Origin of the sequence: Enterococcus devriesei, assembly GCF_001885905.1 — a bacterium.
In the GTDB taxonomy this organism is placed as follows: Bacteria; Bacillota; Bacilli; order Lactobacillales; family Enterococcaceae; genus Enterococcus_A; species Enterococcus_A devriesei.
Genome location: NZ_JXKM01000001.1, coordinates 1 through 17475, shown reverse-complemented (window position 1 = coordinate 17475; position 17475 = coordinate 1). Strand labels below are relative to the sequence as shown.

General features: G+C 39.5%; 8 protein-coding genes. All 8 read right to left on the bottom strand.

The annotated features are described in order from the left end of the window. Positions 1 to 347: 347 nt before the first annotated feature. The 8 genes from RV00_RS00040 to RV00_RS00005 all read right to left on the bottom strand — a co-directional run bounded on the left by RV00_RS00040 (position 348) and on the right by RV00_RS00005 (position 17103). Positions 348 to 1805 carry an NAD-dependent succinate-semialdehyde dehydrogenase gene (locus tag RV00_RS00040; protein ID WP_071860564.1) on the bottom strand — a complete coding sequence of 486 codons (1458 nt, stop codon included), beginning with the start codon at positions 1803 to 1805 and terminating at the stop codon, positions 348 to 350. A gap of 276 nt (positions 1806 to 2081) precedes the next feature. Continuing rightward, positions 2082 to 3671: a SpaH/EbpB family LPXTG-anchored major pilin gene (locus RV00_RS00035; RefSeq protein ID WP_071860563.1), complete on the bottom strand. Its 1590-nt coding sequence runs from the start codon at positions 3669 to 3671 to the stop codon at positions 2082 to 2084. Continuing rightward, entirely contained in the window at positions 3655 to 4413 is a 759-nt protein-coding gene (locus tag RV00_RS00030) for a hypothetical protein (RefSeq protein WP_071860562.1), read from the bottom strand. Before RV00_RS00030 ends, RV00_RS00035 begins: the two co-directional genes overlap by 17 nt. Further along, a complete protein-coding gene (locus RV00_RS00025) occupies positions 4413 to 8288 on the bottom strand; it encodes a VWA domain-containing protein (RefSeq protein ID WP_071860561.1) in 3876 nt (1291 codons plus the stop codon). Before RV00_RS00025 ends, RV00_RS00030 begins: the two co-directional genes overlap by 1 nt. Positions 8289 to 8762: 474 nt before the next feature. Continuing rightward, a complete protein-coding gene (locus RV00_RS00020; protein ID WP_071860560.1) occupies positions 8763 to 10418 on the bottom strand; it encodes a SpaH/EbpB family LPXTG-anchored major pilin in 1656 nt (551 codons plus the stop codon). Between the two features lie 11 nt (positions 10419 to 10429). Further along, positions 10430 to 11122 carry a pilin N-terminal domain-containing protein gene (locus RV00_RS00015; protein ID WP_071860559.1) on the bottom strand — a complete coding sequence of 231 codons (693 nt, stop codon included), beginning with the start codon at positions 11120 to 11122 and terminating at the stop codon, positions 10430 to 10432. A 545-nt stretch (positions 11123 to 11667) separates the two neighbouring features. Next, positions 11668 to 13161 (bottom strand): AcpB/EbpR/MafR family transcriptional regulator, encoded by a 1494-nt coding sequence (locus RV00_RS00010; RefSeq protein WP_071860558.1) that lies wholly within the window; start codon positions 13159 to 13161, stop codon positions 11668 to 11670. A gap of 696 nt (positions 13162 to 13857) precedes the next feature. Next, positions 13858 to 17103 (bottom strand): SpaA isopeptide-forming pilin-related protein, encoded by a 3246-nt coding sequence (locus RV00_RS00005; RefSeq protein ID WP_071860557.1) that lies wholly within the window; start codon positions 17101 to 17103, stop codon positions 13858 to 13860. Positions 17104 to 17475 lie beyond the last annotated feature (372 nt).

The following is a 17475-nucleotide window of genomic DNA, read 5'->3' as shown; positions in this document are numbered from 1 at the left end:
CTCGCTCCGCTCCTTTTTCAAATATCCATCGTTATCCAACGCAACTATTGCGTTGCTACTATTGTCTCGTTCGAATAAAATCCGTTATTTAATTCACTTTTTAAAATAAAAATAAATTTTTTTAGAAACTAATTGTTGAATTTTTTTTTTGCCGTTTGAATTATCAATCTTTCCGATAACTTTAGCTATTAATTGTCAAGGCATAAAAACAAAAAAATATATATTTAGTCCTTAAAAAAACTTTTACAATCTTTTTTTTGCTTATCTATCTGTATATTCGGCAAAGAAAAAAAGACCTTTCTCCACGAAGGAAAAAGGTCTTTTTGAGTAACCAAATATAGTGATTTTTATTTGGCGGTACGAATATTGACGAATTTGACTTCGACATATTCTTCCACTCCATAAGTCCCATTTTCGCGACCAAAACCTGAATGTTTTACGCCGCCAAATGGTGTCGCTGAATTAGAGATATCCGTATCATTGACGCCTACCATCCCATATTGCAGCTTATTGCTGACATTGTCGATCGTATGGATGTTCGTTGCAAAAAAGTAGGAAGCCAAACCGAATTCTGTATCATTGGCATCTTTGATGACCGCTTCCTCATCTTCAAAAGTAATTAATGGAATGACTGGACCAAACGTTTCTTGATAGAAAATATCCATATCCTTTGTCACGCCATCCAAGACAGTTGGTTCAAAGAAAAAGCCGTCAGCATATTCGCCGTCAGTCAGTTTGTGACCACCCGCTAAGATTTTCGCACCCTTATCCGTCGCATCCTTCAGCTGATCAACCACTTTTTCGACGCCGTCTTGATTGATTAATGGACCCGTGGTCGGATCATCTAAGCCATTCCCGACGGTTACATCTTTGATTGCTTCTACAATGCGATCCGTTACCTTTTGCTTAATATCTTTATGAACGAAGATTCGGTTTGGTGACGTACAGACCTGACCATTATTGATAAATTTCGTTTGGATCAAGGTTTCCACTGCCCGTTCAATGTCCGCATCTGGGAAAATAATGTATGGTGCGTGTCCGCCTAATTCCATCGAAACATTTTTCAAGGTAGGGGCCGCTTGTTCATTTAAGGTTTGACCAACTTCGGTAGAGCCTGTAAAGGTAATTTTTTGCACATCATCAGATTCAGATAAAATTGTTCCTATCGTAGATGAATCGCCTAAAACGATATTCACTACACCTGCTGGGAAACCTGCTTTATCAAACAATTCCATCAAGGCCAAAGCAGATAACGGTGTTTGCTTCGAAGGTTTCAAAATCACGGTACAGCCTGCTGCAATCGCTGGTGAAATCTTTCGAATAATCATATTCGATGGGAAATTCCACGGCGTGATCGCGCCTACTACTCCAACTGCTTGCTTGCGTACTTGCCATTGATTCGTCGCAGGTGAAGGAACGATCTCCCCTAGCAAACGCTGCCCTTCTGCCGCATTCCAGCGAAGATTTTCAACATTTGTTTGAATCTCGCCCTTCGCTTGAGTCAAAGGTTTTCCTTGCTCCATCGTCATAATCTTAGCTAATCGTTCTGAGTCCTCTTCCACCAAATCAGCCATCTTATTCATTAAGGTTGCCCGTTCAGCCGGTGATTTTTCTGACCATTCAGAAAACGCATCATTTGCCGCTTTGATCGCCGACTTAACCTCTTTTGCACCGCCTGCTTGAACCTTTGCTAAGGTGTCGCCAGTGGCAGGATTAATGATGGCAATCGGATCTTCCGAGCCATCCAGCCATTTTCCATTGATATAGAGACGTGTTTCGACTTCTGGTAACTGTTCTTTTGCCATGTGTCTAATTTCCTCCATTTCTTGGTATAAGAAAACCGTAACACGAAGGAACTTAAAGCTCAAAAAATCAGCTTATTCCTATAGAAATTTTGATGAAAGTGAAAAAAACGATCAAGTTCAAGTAACCGAAACCTCTACTATCAATCATTAGTTCTTTAAAAAGAGAAATTTTTTTCAATACTTTACTCGTAGTGATTACTTTCACTATGGAACCGTCTTAAACCGTAAAATAAGCCTGAAAGCTTAGCTTTCAGGCTTATTTATTAACTTCGATTCTTATACTTCAAACTGTACGCGGCGGTAGCGAAGGATTGCTGCTGTCATCAAGCCAAGACCGATTACGATGAAAGCGATGATACCCATACCACCGGTTGATGGTAATGTGCCGCCTTTAGTCGTATTTTCGATTTCTTGTGGCGTAGCCCCTTCGTACGTTCCATCACCTACTGTGAACTGTACGTCATTTGGTAATTTTTGGTAGCCGTGCGGTGCTTTCGTTTCACGTAAGTAGTAGTTACCATACTCTAAACCAGTTACTTCAAATAGACCATTCGCGTCAGAAGTATATTTGGTCGCAGTTGCATAATCTTCGTTCGCACCTACTGCTGTCCAAGTCATTGTATCAGCCCCTGCTGTTAAGTAGTGATCCACGCCGTTGACTTTTTTGATTACAACAAACTCAGCGCCTTCCAAAGCTTCTTTAGCTGCTCCAGAGTATTTGAAGAATTTCTTACCACCGGTTTTGATTGGTGGAATTGGTGGGTTCGTTTTGCTTTCATCTTGTCCACCATCATGGTTCATTGTTACAGTGAATTCATTGTTGATGTCTTTATCAACTGGTGTTTCTTCTGTGAATGACACAGTGTAGAAGAATTCAATTGTTTGACCAGCATATTGACTCAAGTAATTCGCAGTCGCAGGACCAGCGGCACCTGTCAGATTCATCGCTAAAGTAAATCCAGCATAGCCTGCCCATGGAGCTGTTTCATTTTGTGGAGTGTATGTTCCGTGAGTGCTTAAGAAGTCCGCTGAATTCACTTGAGTTCCATTTACGACGATCCGATCGATTCCTTCGAATTTCACGCCAGTTTGGTCTACCGCATCTTTGAATTCTAATTTGCCGTAACGTGGTGCTCCACTAGGTAAAAGTTCCCCGATTTGGCTAGGGATCACAAAGCTTGCGCGGTAGTGGATTTGTTGTCCAACTTCAAAATCATAACCACTAGGATTAGGTGCCGGCAATGGATCGCCATTTTCATCAACTAATTCTTTCTCAGGGTCTTCGCCTTCAACTTTATTCTTAGGATATAAATGAATATTAGAAAGCTCTGTATCGCCATCTTTTAATGGTAACATTAAGATTAATTTGTATGAACCTTTATCCACATTTGGAGAGTCATGCTCTTCAAAGAAGTAGACTTTATAAGAACCATCCGCATTTTTAGCAGGCAAGTTGGCAAAATTTGCTTCGCCGTTTGCATCTGTTGTTTGATTGCCCGCATCAACAGCATTTGGCGCAGCATTCAAATCAAAGGCATCCATGATTTGTTTTGCTTTTGCGTTGTACTCCGCATCAGTTTCATTTCCAGTTAAGATCGCATCTAATGCTGCATAGAAATCTTCTGTGATATCCCATGCCGTGAAGGTAATCCCTTGTAGTCCTTCATACCGATCAAACTCAGTCATTTCCTTACCGGTATTTTCAAGACTGCTATTAGGAAATTCATCCATTTTTTTCTTGTGCAATGTAACGTTCACTGAATCCACAGCATGTGCGTCACTACCAAACCCAAACAATCCTGTTACTAATGGCGCCATAAATAGTAAAGCCATTAATAACGAAAGCCCTTTACCCTTGTTCTTCATAATTTTTTCCCCCTTGTTTTCTGTTTAGCCCAATAAAACCGACAAACATAAGCAACAACCCTAAAATACAATAATTACGAATCAACTCATTTGTTGAAGGAAACTCTTTTCCTGAAATATAGTCATCCGGACCCCCATCATTTGGAGTTCCTGGTGTCACAGGCCACTGTTTCTTTGGTTCAGAGCTGTCCGAGATTGGTGGTTCGGGCTCGCTCGGTGTTGTTGGCTTTGTTGGTTCTGTTGGTGTAAGTTCATCGTACTTACAGTTGATGAGTAAACTTTGTCCTTCTTGATTTGTCACTGTGTCTATTTGCGGCAAATAAATCACGATTGGCAACATTTGGTACTTTCCTGTTTCACCCGCTGAAAGCACTAAGTAAGCGGCATCGCGTGCGTTTTGATATCGTGGAATGCTAAAGAATACCTTGCCCTCCCCATCCAACAAAAGCGGTGCTTCTGTGACTTTCGGCAATTGCTCTTGCTGAACAAAAGCTAAGCGTTTCTCCTTCGTTGGATAAGTATTCAAAATGTATTCTTTGTCACTCTTTTCATCACTGGCTCGCGTAACCCGCCATTCTGTCAAATCGTATACCTCAAGTATTAAGGACTCCGTTCCTTCATAAAGTTTTTCGTTCGGACGTGTATCAATCTGAACTTCCACCTGACTTTCCTCTGCAAAAGCAGTAACCCCCCAGTTACAAATTCCCAGAATTAGTCCCAAGAGAAGAATCATTTTTTTCATTACGATCCCCTCCTTTTAGTATGAAGCCAGAATAGGCTGCCAAGCAGTCCTCCTGCTGTCGTTATTACACCGATTGCAATCTTAAAAATCGTCGCTGTTCCTGATCCGCCAGTGCTTGGTAACGCTCCTGGCCTTTTCTTCTTATTCGTGATAGTCAGATCAATTTGATTCATGTCATTTCCGATACCGCCAGACCCGCTGACATTCGGATTATTTTGAATCGTCACAACACCCTCTTGTGAAATACTGATTCTGACAGAACTAGTCAAACCAGTGTAGCCATTAGGAACGACTGTCTCCGTTAATTGATATTCGCCAGGCCGTAATCTATCAAAGACAAACGTCGGTCCTCCAGTTTGAGTCTGATCATAATTTGTTCCAACCAATCGGAAGCTGGCTCCCCTGAGTTCATTTCCATCTTGATCAACTTTTTTGATCACTAGCGCAAAATCCGCCAACTCATTCTTGATTTTATTAGTAGAACCGGTCTTACCATCAAAATAGATAACTAATCCCGTCCCGCTGCCATTTTCAACAGCTCTGATCTCAATATTCGCCATCTTCTGATAGCCCTTTGGCACATACGTTTCTTCCAAGATAAATTCGCCTAGCGGAATATCCGAAATCGTCACCGCCCCATTGGCATTTGGTGTCAAATCCTCTGCTAATAGCTTGTTATCTGATTTCCGTCTCACTGAAAATTTCGGTAAGTCATTTGAATCAAATGGTGTCTTACCATCTTGCTTATACTTGTAAAAAATGATTTTATCTTTTAAGAGCTTATTCGTTAGCTTCACGCCGCCTGTTGGTACATTTGCCGCGGTAAATTCAGCCGAATAATTGTACGTTGGCTTGGCATAACCAGCCACACGTGTTTCCTCGACTACCCGATAAACATTGTTTCCACCTTCTACACCCGCGAAGGTATCTTTCCAATTTGTTGTAGGTGTCAAGATTTTTTGTTCAATGGTCTCCCAGCTATTGCCATTTTTTCTTTGCAGATTTACACGCACATACATCTGACGTAATCCCCAATAATTATCCGTTCCCTTGAACTCATCCGACCAGATTTTTTCTACCGGAATCTTTAAGTCTTTAGATAATTTATTTGTGACTTTGTACGGTGAACTCTTACCATTCATCGTAATAATCAGATCTGTTCCAGCTCCGTTCTCCATCGCTTTAAGGTCTATGTTCTCCATCTTAGCGTAACCATTAGGCACATAGGTCTCTTCCACAATAAAGTCACCCAACGGAATGTCGGAAATCGTGACTTGTCCATTCGCGTCTGGTTCTAAATCAGCTGCCAACAACTTGCCATCCGACTTGCGCCTTACCGTAAATCTTGGTAAATCTTTAGTAAATGGCGTCTTGCCATCTTCTTTGTACTTACAAATAACTGCCTTACCCTTCAGCAGTTTATTCGTGATTTGAACTCCTTTGCTCGGTACCGTTTTGGCGGTGAACTCGTCCACATTAGAGCTTGGCTTTGCATAGCCTGTCGTTCGTGCAGGTTCAACTACCCTGTACGTATTCTTATTGCCGCCTTCTGCTGTGAAGTAATCCTGCCAATTGTTTGCTGCGCTTAGTGTTTTCGTTTCAACATCTACCCATGAATTTTCACTTTTTCTTTGTAAAACGACTTTGACACTATTTGCCCGCAATCCCCAATAATTTTCCGTATTAAGATGTGTATCAGACCATTTTTTCTCAACCGGAATCTTGATTTTTTCCGTTTTTCCACGTGCAGATGGCACACCAAATTCTAGCTTGTCCTTCGTCCGTTCAGGCGTTGGCTCCAGCGTCGTCTTGCCATTCGTCTGATACCACTTGCCGCCTTCATAATTCGGGTGTTCTGTTTTCAAACGCAACGTGTAATTCAGTTGAATCTCTTGATTGCCGTATAAATTGATGTTGTCAACAGTGATCTTGTTGTTCGCAACAACTGGATTATTCGGTAATTTATTCGATTCGATTGCTGGTACGCCTGATTTCTTCAATTCTTTGACTTTCGGCGTTCCTACCAACTCATACATATCCCCAATTGGATCTTCAATTTTTCCTTTGTCTACCGTCTGAATGACCGAAGTAAACCAATCTTCGAAGGAAATATCAAAGTCTCCTTGCGTATTGGCATGGAAGAATTGATAATCTTTTTCTGCATCACCAGTGGCATTAGATTTTTTCGAGGCAACCTTATACAGCCCTTTGAGTAATTCATCCGTCGTATGACGTTCCGCTTGTAAGGATTTTTTGATATTAATGGCAATGGTATTAATCTCCATTCCCTGGTCTTTAATATCTGCGGCCGTAGAATTCACCAGTGTCAAATGACTGTAGATACAATGTCCGTCCCTCATTGGAAATCCTAATGGAATTTTTGCTGTGTAGTATGTGTTGAAAGTGCCAGGTTCTTGTATTGGATCTTGCAACGGGGTCCCACTATTGATTGAAGCACTATCATTTTCCGTAATTCTTAAACCATCATAATAGATGTTGGAATCTGATATCGCTTTGGTTGGTTTTACACTAAAGTTCGGTGCACCATCAGTCAAAAGAAAGATAACTTTACGACGATTGGTTCCTGGCGCACTATTCAGCATTTTTTGGGCATCCATCAACGCTTTTTGTGTATAAGTATCTCCAACCGAAGTGGTATTTTTATACGTGTTTACCAATCCTTGCCAGCCCGACTCATTACTAGTAATAGGAACTGTTTTATTTGCTGATGGCTGACTAGCAGACGAATAAATAATCCCACCAATTCGTAAGCTATCGGTTTCTGGGCCAGCCGCTTTAAACTTATTAACTAACTTTTGCAATGAATTGACTGCTAGAGATTTTCTAGACATCCCACCAATATAGCCGTTGGCCATGACCATCGAAGAAGAATTATCCAACACAAAACAGACATCCACCCCAGGTTTTGCGATGGTACTTCCGCGAACATTTAATTGAACATCAAACTCGTCTTCTTTGCTCGTCTCACTAGCAAGTTTCCGTAAAGCAATATTCGGTTTGGTTTTTTCAACCCCATATTTAATATAAGATTTTGTGTAATCATCTTGTGCCAGATTCCAGCTAGTGACGCCGTCCCAACCATTTTCTCGTTCATATCCACCTTGATGATTGATTACATTCGACTGCCCTGTCGGTGTCCAATTACAGGTAGGATAGACCCCTTCACTCGGCGATGTTGTATAGAGTGGCGCTTTGTTGGTATACTTTGGCGGGTCCATTCTGAGTAATCCGTTATACGGTACGGCAGTCGCTGGTACTGGTACTACCTCTTCGACTTTCGGACCAATAAATTCTTCAGAATCAACCGTTACCTCACTTTTTTTACTCACAGATTTTTCTGTCTTACTTGACATTTCTGTCTTTTCTTTTGTTTCTTTCACCTTTAATTCAAAAGGCTTTTTGATGGATAAAATATCTTCTTCTGTTTCTTTTTTCCCATCCTTCGATGAGGTTTGTTGATCCATTTGCACATCCAAATTGAGCTTTTGGACAGACTTAGGCAACTCAAATACGAGTTGTCCTTCCATAGATGACGAATACGCGTTTTCTACCAACCAATCTTTTTCACTCGTCATTTGCTCAAATTTCGGATAATTTATCACTTCCCCTTTCTCGTTAGTTACTTTCAGCTTGAGCCGTTGTTGTGTATCACTGTCTTCGCTTTGCCTCTTGAAGGAGATACGCCAGTGGATTGCATCATCCTGCGATTTTACATCATAGGATAATTGCAGATAATTCTCATTGATTAGTTCTGTTTTGGTTGTTTCGGCATACACTTTTGTCAGTGACGGAACGGACTCAACGATAAAAGAAAAAAGCAGAACAACTAACATGAGCAAGTGCTTTTTCTTCATTCCATACATTCCTCCCTTCGCTCTTTTTTCACCCACTGTCCTTCCACGTACCAATATGATATCTTATGTAATTTTATTACGCTTACAGTGATTTTAATCGTTTTTTCGTTATTTAAATATAATCTTTTTCGTTTATTTAGCTGAAAAAATCATCACAAGCGTTATTGAACTCAGATACTTTATTTTTGATAAAGAATAATAAAGTTTGAATGTCGCAAAAAAAATTTGTCATTTGAATTTTCCGTCACAAATCTGCTAAGAAACTTTGAAAAATACTCTTTTTTGGAAATTCTGCCAATACAATTAGTGAATAAATAAGGCACCCAGCGCCTTGATAGTAGTGAAACCAATTTATTATTGTCTATTTTTCTTTCTTCCACTCCTATAAATAGCCGCGAAAAAATGCGAAATAAAAAAGACAAAGAGCCATTCGACTCTTTGTCTTTCTATCGGTTTATTTAATTAGCGCATAACTTAGACGTCCTGATTCAGCTTGCGATAACGGATATATGCGTACGTCATCAAGCCCATGCCTATAATCAAGAAGGCGATGATCCCTGTTCCACCAGTTGATGGCAAGAAGCCACCTTTAGTAACGTTGGCAATTTTTAATTGAGCTGCTTCATCGGTATAAGAATCCTTTGAGATTGTAAAATCAAAATCATCTTCCAATTTACTGTAGCCATTAGGAGCGGTGATCTCTCGCAGCGAATAATCGCCATAGGTTAGCCCCGTCACTTCGAATGTTCCATCATCCTTAGAAGTAAAGATCTTCGCATCGGTGTAATCATCACCCACCACTTTCACCCAAGTCCGTGTTTTGGCTTCAATTTTCAAGAAATATTCCTCTGAACCCTCTGTTTTGATAACAACGAATTCAGCACCGGCTAACCCTTGATCCAGCTCTTTGGAATCTACCTTGATGAATTTTCTTCCACCAGTAGTCACTACCGGCGGGTCAACGACTGTTTGTACCTCATCTTCTTGACTGTTGTCATGGTTCAAATCAACGGTAAAGCTATTTTCTACTGATTCATCAACTGGCGTGTCATCCGTCAAAGAGACCGCATAGTAGATAGCTAGTTTTTGACCAGCATAGTTTTTCAAGTAATCGGCCGTCGCACGTGATATTTGGTAGTTTGGATCATCATTTTTATTCGTCGCATTATTCAAGTTCATCACGATCTCAAACCCTGCGAATTGATCTTTGTCGTAATTTGACTCGGTATTTTTCAAGCTGATCGTTCCATGTTTTTGGAACTCCGTCAGATCAATCTCCTGATCATCTGCGGTAATTTTACTGATACTTTCAAATTTAACACCGGTTTTATCCACTGCATCGGTAAAATTCAATTTGCTGTAACGTGTCTGCTTGCTGCCATCTTCTCCGATCAGTTCATCTCCGATTTGACTTGGAATGGTGAAAGTCGCTCGATAATAGATTTCCTTTCCTACTTCATAATCGTATCTGCCTTCTGTTGGGGCTGTGATCGGTTTGCCATTCTCGTCAACGATCTCTTTATCGATATCCTCAGGCTTCACTTTATTTTTAGGATAAAGATGAATATCCTTGATCGGAGTTCCGTCTTCTTTCAATGCAGGTAAGATCAAAAATAGCGGGTAAGCACCGGCCGTCACACCCTCTTTTTCCGTTTCATCAAATAAATAGACCTTATAAATCCCGCCAGCATCTCGCTCTTCTAGGTCCTCAAATGTGGCAAGACCATCCTTATCTGTGGTTTTGGTGCCTTTTGATATGGCATTGTTGGCGTCAGCTAATTTGAATTCCTGTTTGACCTTCTTTACAGCCGCATCGTATTCAGCATCTGAATGATTTTCTGGTAGTTTAGCTAACTCAACATCCAATTTTTTATAGAAATCTGTTGTAATGTCCCATGCTGTAAATTCTACCCCTGGTAAGGCTTTGTACTGATCAAACTCAGACATTTCTTCCCCGGTATTTTGAATTTCTTTAGTTGGAAATTCATCCATTTTCTTTTTGTGTAAGGTGACATCGACTGTCGCACCGGCAGCCGAAGCAGCTTCGGAAATTCCGAACACTCCAAACATTATTGGCAATACACAAAGGAATGCCGCCAATATCTTCACTAATTTCCCTCTCTTTTTCATAATTCTTCCCCCTAATTCCTTTTTTTATTTAGTTTGAAACCAATTAAGCCAATCACCATTAGTAGCAGACCGATGATTGTATAATCACGAATGAGATCATTTGTTGCTGGAAAAGCCGCTCCATTAAGAACCGGTGAATCCGCCGAACTTTTTTGTGGGTTAGAATTCTCCCCCTTATTAGAAGAGTCTTGCGGCTGTGTGAGCGAATCAACTTGGTATTTTCCATAAATTAATAAGCGCTCCGCCTCTTCTTGCGTCTCTGGATGTTTTTGCGGCAAATAGAGAATGATCGGCAGCAAATGATGCTCTCCAGTCTCTCCACTAGCTAAAATCAAATAAGCTGCATCTTTGCCTTCACGATAGCGCGGTAGCTCGAAGGAAAGATTCCCACTGCCATCCACGATCAGCGCCTCGGTATTGACCTTCGTCAGCTGTTCGTGTTTGACAAAAGCCGCCATTTTTTCCTTTGTTGCATAGGTATTTAACAAATATTCCTTCGCCTTTTTCGCATCCTCGGGTCGTCGCGTCCGCCAATCCGTTAAATCATAGACTTCAAACATCAGTTGATCCGTCCCCTCGACTTTTCCATTTTCTTCCCAAGTATGCAGCCAGACCTCGACTTGCTTCTCCGCCGCCGATGCCTTAGTTCCAAAAAAACTAATCACTAGAAGCAGACTTAAAATAAAAAAAAGCTGCTTTTTCATTTTTTAGGCCTCCTTACACTAAGATCATCTGATTCTTAGTCAAAAGTATTCTTAATAGACAAAACCCAACACACTATCTGCTATCACAAAAAAGTTTTGCAGCAAAGCAAAAGGAAAAAAGTGCAACCTGTCTATTCGACTTACCAAGCCTTCAAAAATACTCAGAACCAAAAATAAATAAATCTTAAATGAATTACTAAACAAATACGATTTTCTAGCAAATCACTCCCTTGATTTTTAATTGATGATAGTTAACTTCAACATCATCTTAACTGATATTATTTTTCTATGTTTTTTCGAAAAATCCTTTATTTGCGTTATTATACTTTCTGTTTTAAGCATTATTTTGAGCTTATATTCCAATATAAAGTTATTTTACTCATTTACTTTATTTTATTTTCAAATTATAAAAAATTATTCGCTTGCATTAAAAAAAGCGTTTTGGGTATTTCTACTTTCGTTAAAGGTCTTTAGCATTCTTCCTCAACAATAAAAAAGCCCTCAGCTAAACTGGGGGCAATTCATTTAAATTTCGTTTCAGTCCATCAGCCAGCCAGATCACTAATCAGCTGCTGTAGCTGAACAATATTTTGGTTGGTTAAGAAGGGGTCGATAATCACGGTGGGGTAATCGTATGGAACTTCCTCAACACTGCTTGAAGTAATCAAGGCATCGTATTTTTCCAAATTGTATTGGTCAATATGAGCATCCCGTGATCGCTCTTCCACAAAATTAACTTCAAAATTTCCGTAAATTCGTTCTTCAATCTGTTCCGCTAAAAAAACTTCCTCGGTCGGTGACAATTCCGACAGCAGTAAAAGCTTCAACGGTTTGTCATTGCTAGCCAATAAATTCAAGCTTTGCGGAACCATTGTGATTAAAAGATAGGCGTAATTCCAAACAAAATCATTCTCTTGATAAATACGGTACCGCTTCACAAAACGCTCCGCAATCTGCAAGACCTTCTTAACCGCTTGGTAGTGAGTCTCCATCATTTTTTCAAGAAAAATGCTCCGTTGGCGATACAAGATATCGATGAAGCGCCCTTTCGGCGAGTACATCCGCTGATCGTTAACTAAGACAATCGTTAATTCACTTTTCTCATCTTCACTAAGCGATCGACCGATCAATCGATTGAATTCTTCTACTAGCTCATAATGCTTCTGATAAAGATCCCGATAAGTACGACTTTGTTTCATCGCTGATTTCCATTGATCCTCACTAAAGACCAACATATCTGCGTAAGATAACCATAAACAATCCTTAACTTGTTCGTTTGTTAGACGTACCCGGAAAACTTCTAGCGCCATCCGTTCAAAGGAATCCAATGTTTCTTTGTCCGGCATACTTAGTGGACTAATCAATTCATTTTGCGGATAAAAACGTCCATTTTTAATTCGCCATAGGCTGATAAAAATATTGTAACTCACCCGCTTTCTAAAAATATGACGATTTTCCAAATGATTAACTTGAATGAATTGATCCACCAAATCGGAAATGGCCCTTACTTGGTATTCTTTCAGCTCGTCAAATAGCGTCTCTAAGCTGTCAGACTTTTCAATAAAGTAGCGATAGTAAAAATGACGAACCACGCTTTCCTTGCCTTCAATCCGCAACGGACGATAATCTAATTTGATTCCGACTTTTTTTAAGGCATTTTCAATTTTCTTTAAATAGCGCTGTGTATTAGACGCGCTCAAATAAAGCTTTTCTGCCAAATCACTGATACTAGAGCATTTTTCATAAAGTAGTTCTTCAATGATTTGAAACTCAGGCGATTGCTGAAGTACCTCAGCGTATAAACGATTGATGCTAACATGCGGTTTGACTTGAATTTGATAAAGCCCTTTAAATTTCTCAATATGGAAAGCATCCTGCTCATCGTTGATCAACTTGACGTCTTTCAATAAGATCGGCAATGAACACTCTAGCTCCTCTAATAGTTGATCGCTTGGCAGTCCAACTTGACTAGCATAAAGTAGTTCAACAAAACGTAAACGCCGCAAACTGCTCGTCCCCAAAACCTCTCTAAAATCCATTTCATCATCCCCTTTTTTTGACTCCTTCTGTCAAACGACGCGAAAATTTCTATGCCAATAGACAAAATCTCCCTTGATAAAGCTCCCAACAAACCACCTGTATTAAGGTTTCCCTCTCAAAAACACTTAATACAGTGACAGCTGCCTAGCTGTCTATTTCTTTATAAAGGGCGATTCAAAAAACAATCCTCAAATGAAAGAAAAACATCGCTGCTTAATTATTCCCGTCGTATCCTTCACCTCTCTGTTTTTTTATTTCATTAATATAAATGGTTTTTAATCATTTATCATTAAATCGCGTTTTCATTTTTATCGTTTTTTATTAAAGATTATGCGGTCGAAAAACAATGAATAAAATATAATAAAAATGAAATCTAATAATAGGCTTAGAAAAACTTTAACCCTTTATTTTTACTATTTTTCTTCTATATGTATATGATATCGAAACTGATTTTTATTTGTTTTTTTACAATTCTTTTATTTTAGGTTATTTAAATTCACATAAAAATATTAATATCAGTGCATCTTAAGCTAATATAAGGTTATTCAATTCGTTTTTTTTATAGCGTGTAAACATTATTAATATTCATTTTGGAAAAGCTGAATAAATCATTTGGTTTTTACAAACAAAAAGAGCCAAAAGTTTTCACTCTTCGCTCTTTTCAAATTCTCATATTATTTTTTGACTTGTTCTTTTTAATTATGTGGCTGTCTTCTATTTACGTATAGATAAACAAGACTCAAAATCATTCCTAGAAGCATCATAACACCAGCGGTTAAGAAAAACTTTCGAACTCCTCCTTCACCGGTATATGGCAGAGTTCCTGTTTGTATCTTCTTATTCGTAACCGTCAGTTCAATGGTGTTACCCGCTTTGCTGATTCCACCGGAGCCAGCAACGTGAGCGTGAGGCGAGATCTCAACTAGACCACTAACCGTGATTCGAAATTGGATAGGCTCTTCGATTCTTTCGTAACCTTCTGGATTCTCTACCTCAGTCAAGGTATATACACCCGGACGAAGAGCAGAAAAGTCAAATATCGGTCCATCCTTTTTAGTCACGTCATATTCAGAACCTATTAAGCGAAAAGTCGCACCCGAAAGCTGCTTACCGTCTGGTCCTACTTTTTCGACTCTCAGCGTAAAATCCTTTAACGTATTCAATGCATGGAAATCCTCGCTGCTATCATTTACCTTAAAGACCAGCGCATCTAAAGAATCCTTTTCCCTGACGCTGATCTCAAAATCCGCTATCGGCAGAAATCCCACTGGGACATAGGTCTCCTCCACAACGTAATCACCAATGGCGAAATCATTGATCACAACCTTTCCAAATTTATCCGGCGTAAGATCCGTTGCCAAAATCGTGCCATCCTTGCGTTTCACTTGGAATTTCGGTAGATCGGCGACAAATACAGTCTGACCATCCTCTTTGAATTTCCAGAAGGAGTGATTGCTTCGCAGCAGCGTATTGGTGATTTCGATGCCGTCCTTCGCGATTGTCTCGGAAGTGAAGTCCATTTGATTAATTTTAGGTGCTTTGTAGCCAGCCGTATGGTTTGGTTCAATCACACGGTAATGATTATCCGGTCCACCTGCAACTGCTGAAAATTTTTTGGTCCAACCATTCGCTTCATTTAATACTTTTTCTTCAATGGTTTGCCATTTACCGTTTACCTGCTCTTGCAAGGCCACAGTAAGATCACTTGGTCTTAGTTTCCAATAATCTGCTGTTCCATCGAAAGTATCTTCCCATATTTTTTTGACCGGGATGACAAAATCTGCTTTTGACCATTTTACTGAAGGGATACCGAACTCAAGCTGATCCGTTGTTCGCTCAGGTGTTGGTGCCAAGGTTGTGGTGTTGTTAGCTGGATACCACTGACCAGAAACAAATGATTTATCCGTCGTTTTTAACCTGACTGTATATTCTACTTCGATTTCTTGGTTATCCGTCAAATTGATATTGGTCACTTCGATTTCACGATGATTATTTGTCACTGCAATAGTTGGTCGCTGCTTCTCTGGAATCGCTGGAGCACCGTTTTCAAGCACTCGTACCGTGGGTGGCGACTCCTTGACTAATTCAACCATCTCTCCTAAAGGATCGTTTATTTTCCCTTTTTCTACAGCCAAAGTAATCGTCTCATACCAAGATTGCATCTCTGCAGCTAACTCGTCTACATTATCAGCATGGTAGAAAAAGTAGTTGCTATTTTCATCAGATGAATCATCGGCCTTCTTGCTAGACATCTTGGCTAACCCTCTCGCCAGCTCTGCTTTAGTATGATCGCTATAATTTCCTGATACCATCGGCTTGATATCCACAGCCAACGTATGAATCTCGATCCCTTTATTTTTCAAATCATATGCAGTCGAATTAGCCGGTGTTAGGTGGCTGTTTAAATAATAGCTCGTTCCAGGAATTTGCCAAGGTCCGATAAAATTGGTTTTCGATCCACTCGCACGAATGCTATCACCCTTTTTAAAATTATCATCCACATCAGTAGCGTTCCAATTTTTAATATAGACATTATCAATATAGATATCACTAGACTTTTTGGCTTCTGCTGGATTGGCCGGCAAATAGCTTAAATTCGGCGATCCATCGGTTAAAATAAATAAAAATTTTTCTCGTTCGCCGCTCTCTCCTGAGCCAAATATTTTATCAGCTTCCATCAAAGCTCGCTGCGTGAAAGTTTCTCCCTCTGGCGGAAGTGAGTCATAATCTGATGTGATTTGATCCCAAACAGAGGTATCACTAGTTAATTGTTTGGTTGTCATATTCTCAGGCCACTGGCCTCCATCATAGATATTCTTCTTTTCATAACTACTGAAAATATGCGCACCAATCCGAATATTGCTACCAGACTGCTTTTTCTTGAGCTCTGTAATCAAACTTCCGATTGCATCAGAGGCACTTTTCTTTTTACTTTTTCCAGTATTATTGACTGAATGGGACATCGATCCTGAATTATCTAATAACAAAAGGATATCGATTCCCGGTTTCTGCCGACGATTTCCCCGTACGTTCAACTTAATCTTGAATTCATCTGGTTTTGAGGTTTGTTGGGCATATTTTCGTAATTGGATATTCGGATTGGCGGACTCATCCCCATATTTTATATAGGAATTCTGATAGGTGTCTTGTTCTACGTTCCAGCTCGTTTGATTGTCCCAACCAGCTTGTGTTTCATATCCGCCTTGATGATTGATGACATTTGTTTGTCCTTCCGGCTGCCAAGCCACTGTCGGATACGTTCCTGTCGCATCGGTTGTATATTGTGTTTCTTTGTTCTCATACAAAGAACGATAAATTGAACTTTCTTGTGTAATTCTCCCACGTTGGACAGATTCGTCTGGCTGAGGTAGCCGCTTAGGACCGACAAATTCTTTTGATTCGACAGTAACCGGAGTTTTCAGATCTTCAGAAGTGACTCTATTAGCTTCTGTTGTGTCTTTCAGATTAACTGTAAGAAGGTAGGGTTGTTCATTTTCTAAAATGTTTTCCTGAATCTTCGCTTCAGTATCTAACGAGCTTTTCTGGTCGATCTGTAGAAATAGTTGCAGCTTTTTAACTGACTTAGGCAATTCAAATAAGAGCTGAGTTTTCAGCTCGCCAGAATAATCCTTTTCAATTAGCCAACTATCCTGCTCGATCATTTTTTTACTTGTGGGATAGGCGATCGGTTCATTTTTTTCATCTACTATTTTTAACTTCAATCGTTGCTTCATCAGCTTTTCTTCGCTTTGCCGGTCGATTTTTATTTCCCAGCGATTGGAACCTTTTTTAGACTCACAAGTATAGGATAGAGTCAAAAATTTTTCATTGATAATTTCTTTTTCTAGCGTTGTTGCTTGAGCACTCATTGTTGGCAGAGCTACATCTGTGAAGAATGAAAGAACTAATACTAAAAACAACAACAAACTGGTTTTACGCATTACATGAGCCTCCTCACTATTCAATTTGACTTAGTATTGTAGTAAATGATTGAGAAACTAAAAAATAATGAAAACCTGCTTTATCTGAATAAGTTCTTGAACCATCTATTAATAATGACAGCATAGCAGATATTATTTTTTACTCATTTTCACTTAAAAAGTATTGCTAAGTTATTGAAATTTGAATAAATAGTGATATTAAAAGGCAAATTCAAGCAAAAGCGTTATTCGTTCTCATATTTCTTTTCGACTGTTAAACAAAATAGTATTCTTTTTCTTTGATTTTTTTATACGAAATAATTTTTAAACACTTTGAGAACATAGCCCCCCCTTCTACAATGAATTAAAATCAAATCAAAACCACCCGTGTGA

Coding starts and splice junctions, on each gene's coding strand:
- RV00_RS00040 (WP_071860564.1), bottom strand. CDS start 1,805: ATGGCAAAAGAACAGTTACCAGAAGTCGAAACACGTCTCTATATCAAT.
- RV00_RS00035 (WP_071860563.1), bottom strand. CDS start 3,671: ATGAAGAACAAGGGTAAAGGGCTTTCGTTATTAATGGCTTTACTATTT.
- RV00_RS00030 (WP_071860562.1), bottom strand. CDS start 4,413: ATGAAAAAAATGATTCTTCTCTTGGGACTAATTCTGGGAATTTGTAAC.
- RV00_RS00025 (WP_071860561.1), bottom strand. CDS start 8,288: ATGAAGAAAAAGCACTTGCTCATGTTAGTTGTTCTGCTTTTTTCTTTT.
- RV00_RS00020 (WP_071860560.1), bottom strand. CDS start 10,418: ATGAAAAAGAGAGGGAAATTAGTGAAGATATTGGCGGCATTCCTTTGT.
- RV00_RS00015 (WP_071860559.1), bottom strand. CDS start 11,122: ATGAAAAAGCAGCTTTTTTTTATTTTAAGTCTGCTTCTAGTGATTAGT.
- RV00_RS00010 (WP_071860558.1), bottom strand. CDS start 13,161: ATGGATTTTAGAGAGGTTTTGGGGACGAGCAGTTTGCGGCGTTTACGT.
- RV00_RS00005 (WP_071860557.1), bottom strand. CDS start 17,103: ATGCGTAAAACCAGTTTGTTGTTGTTTTTAGTATTAGTTCTTTCATTC.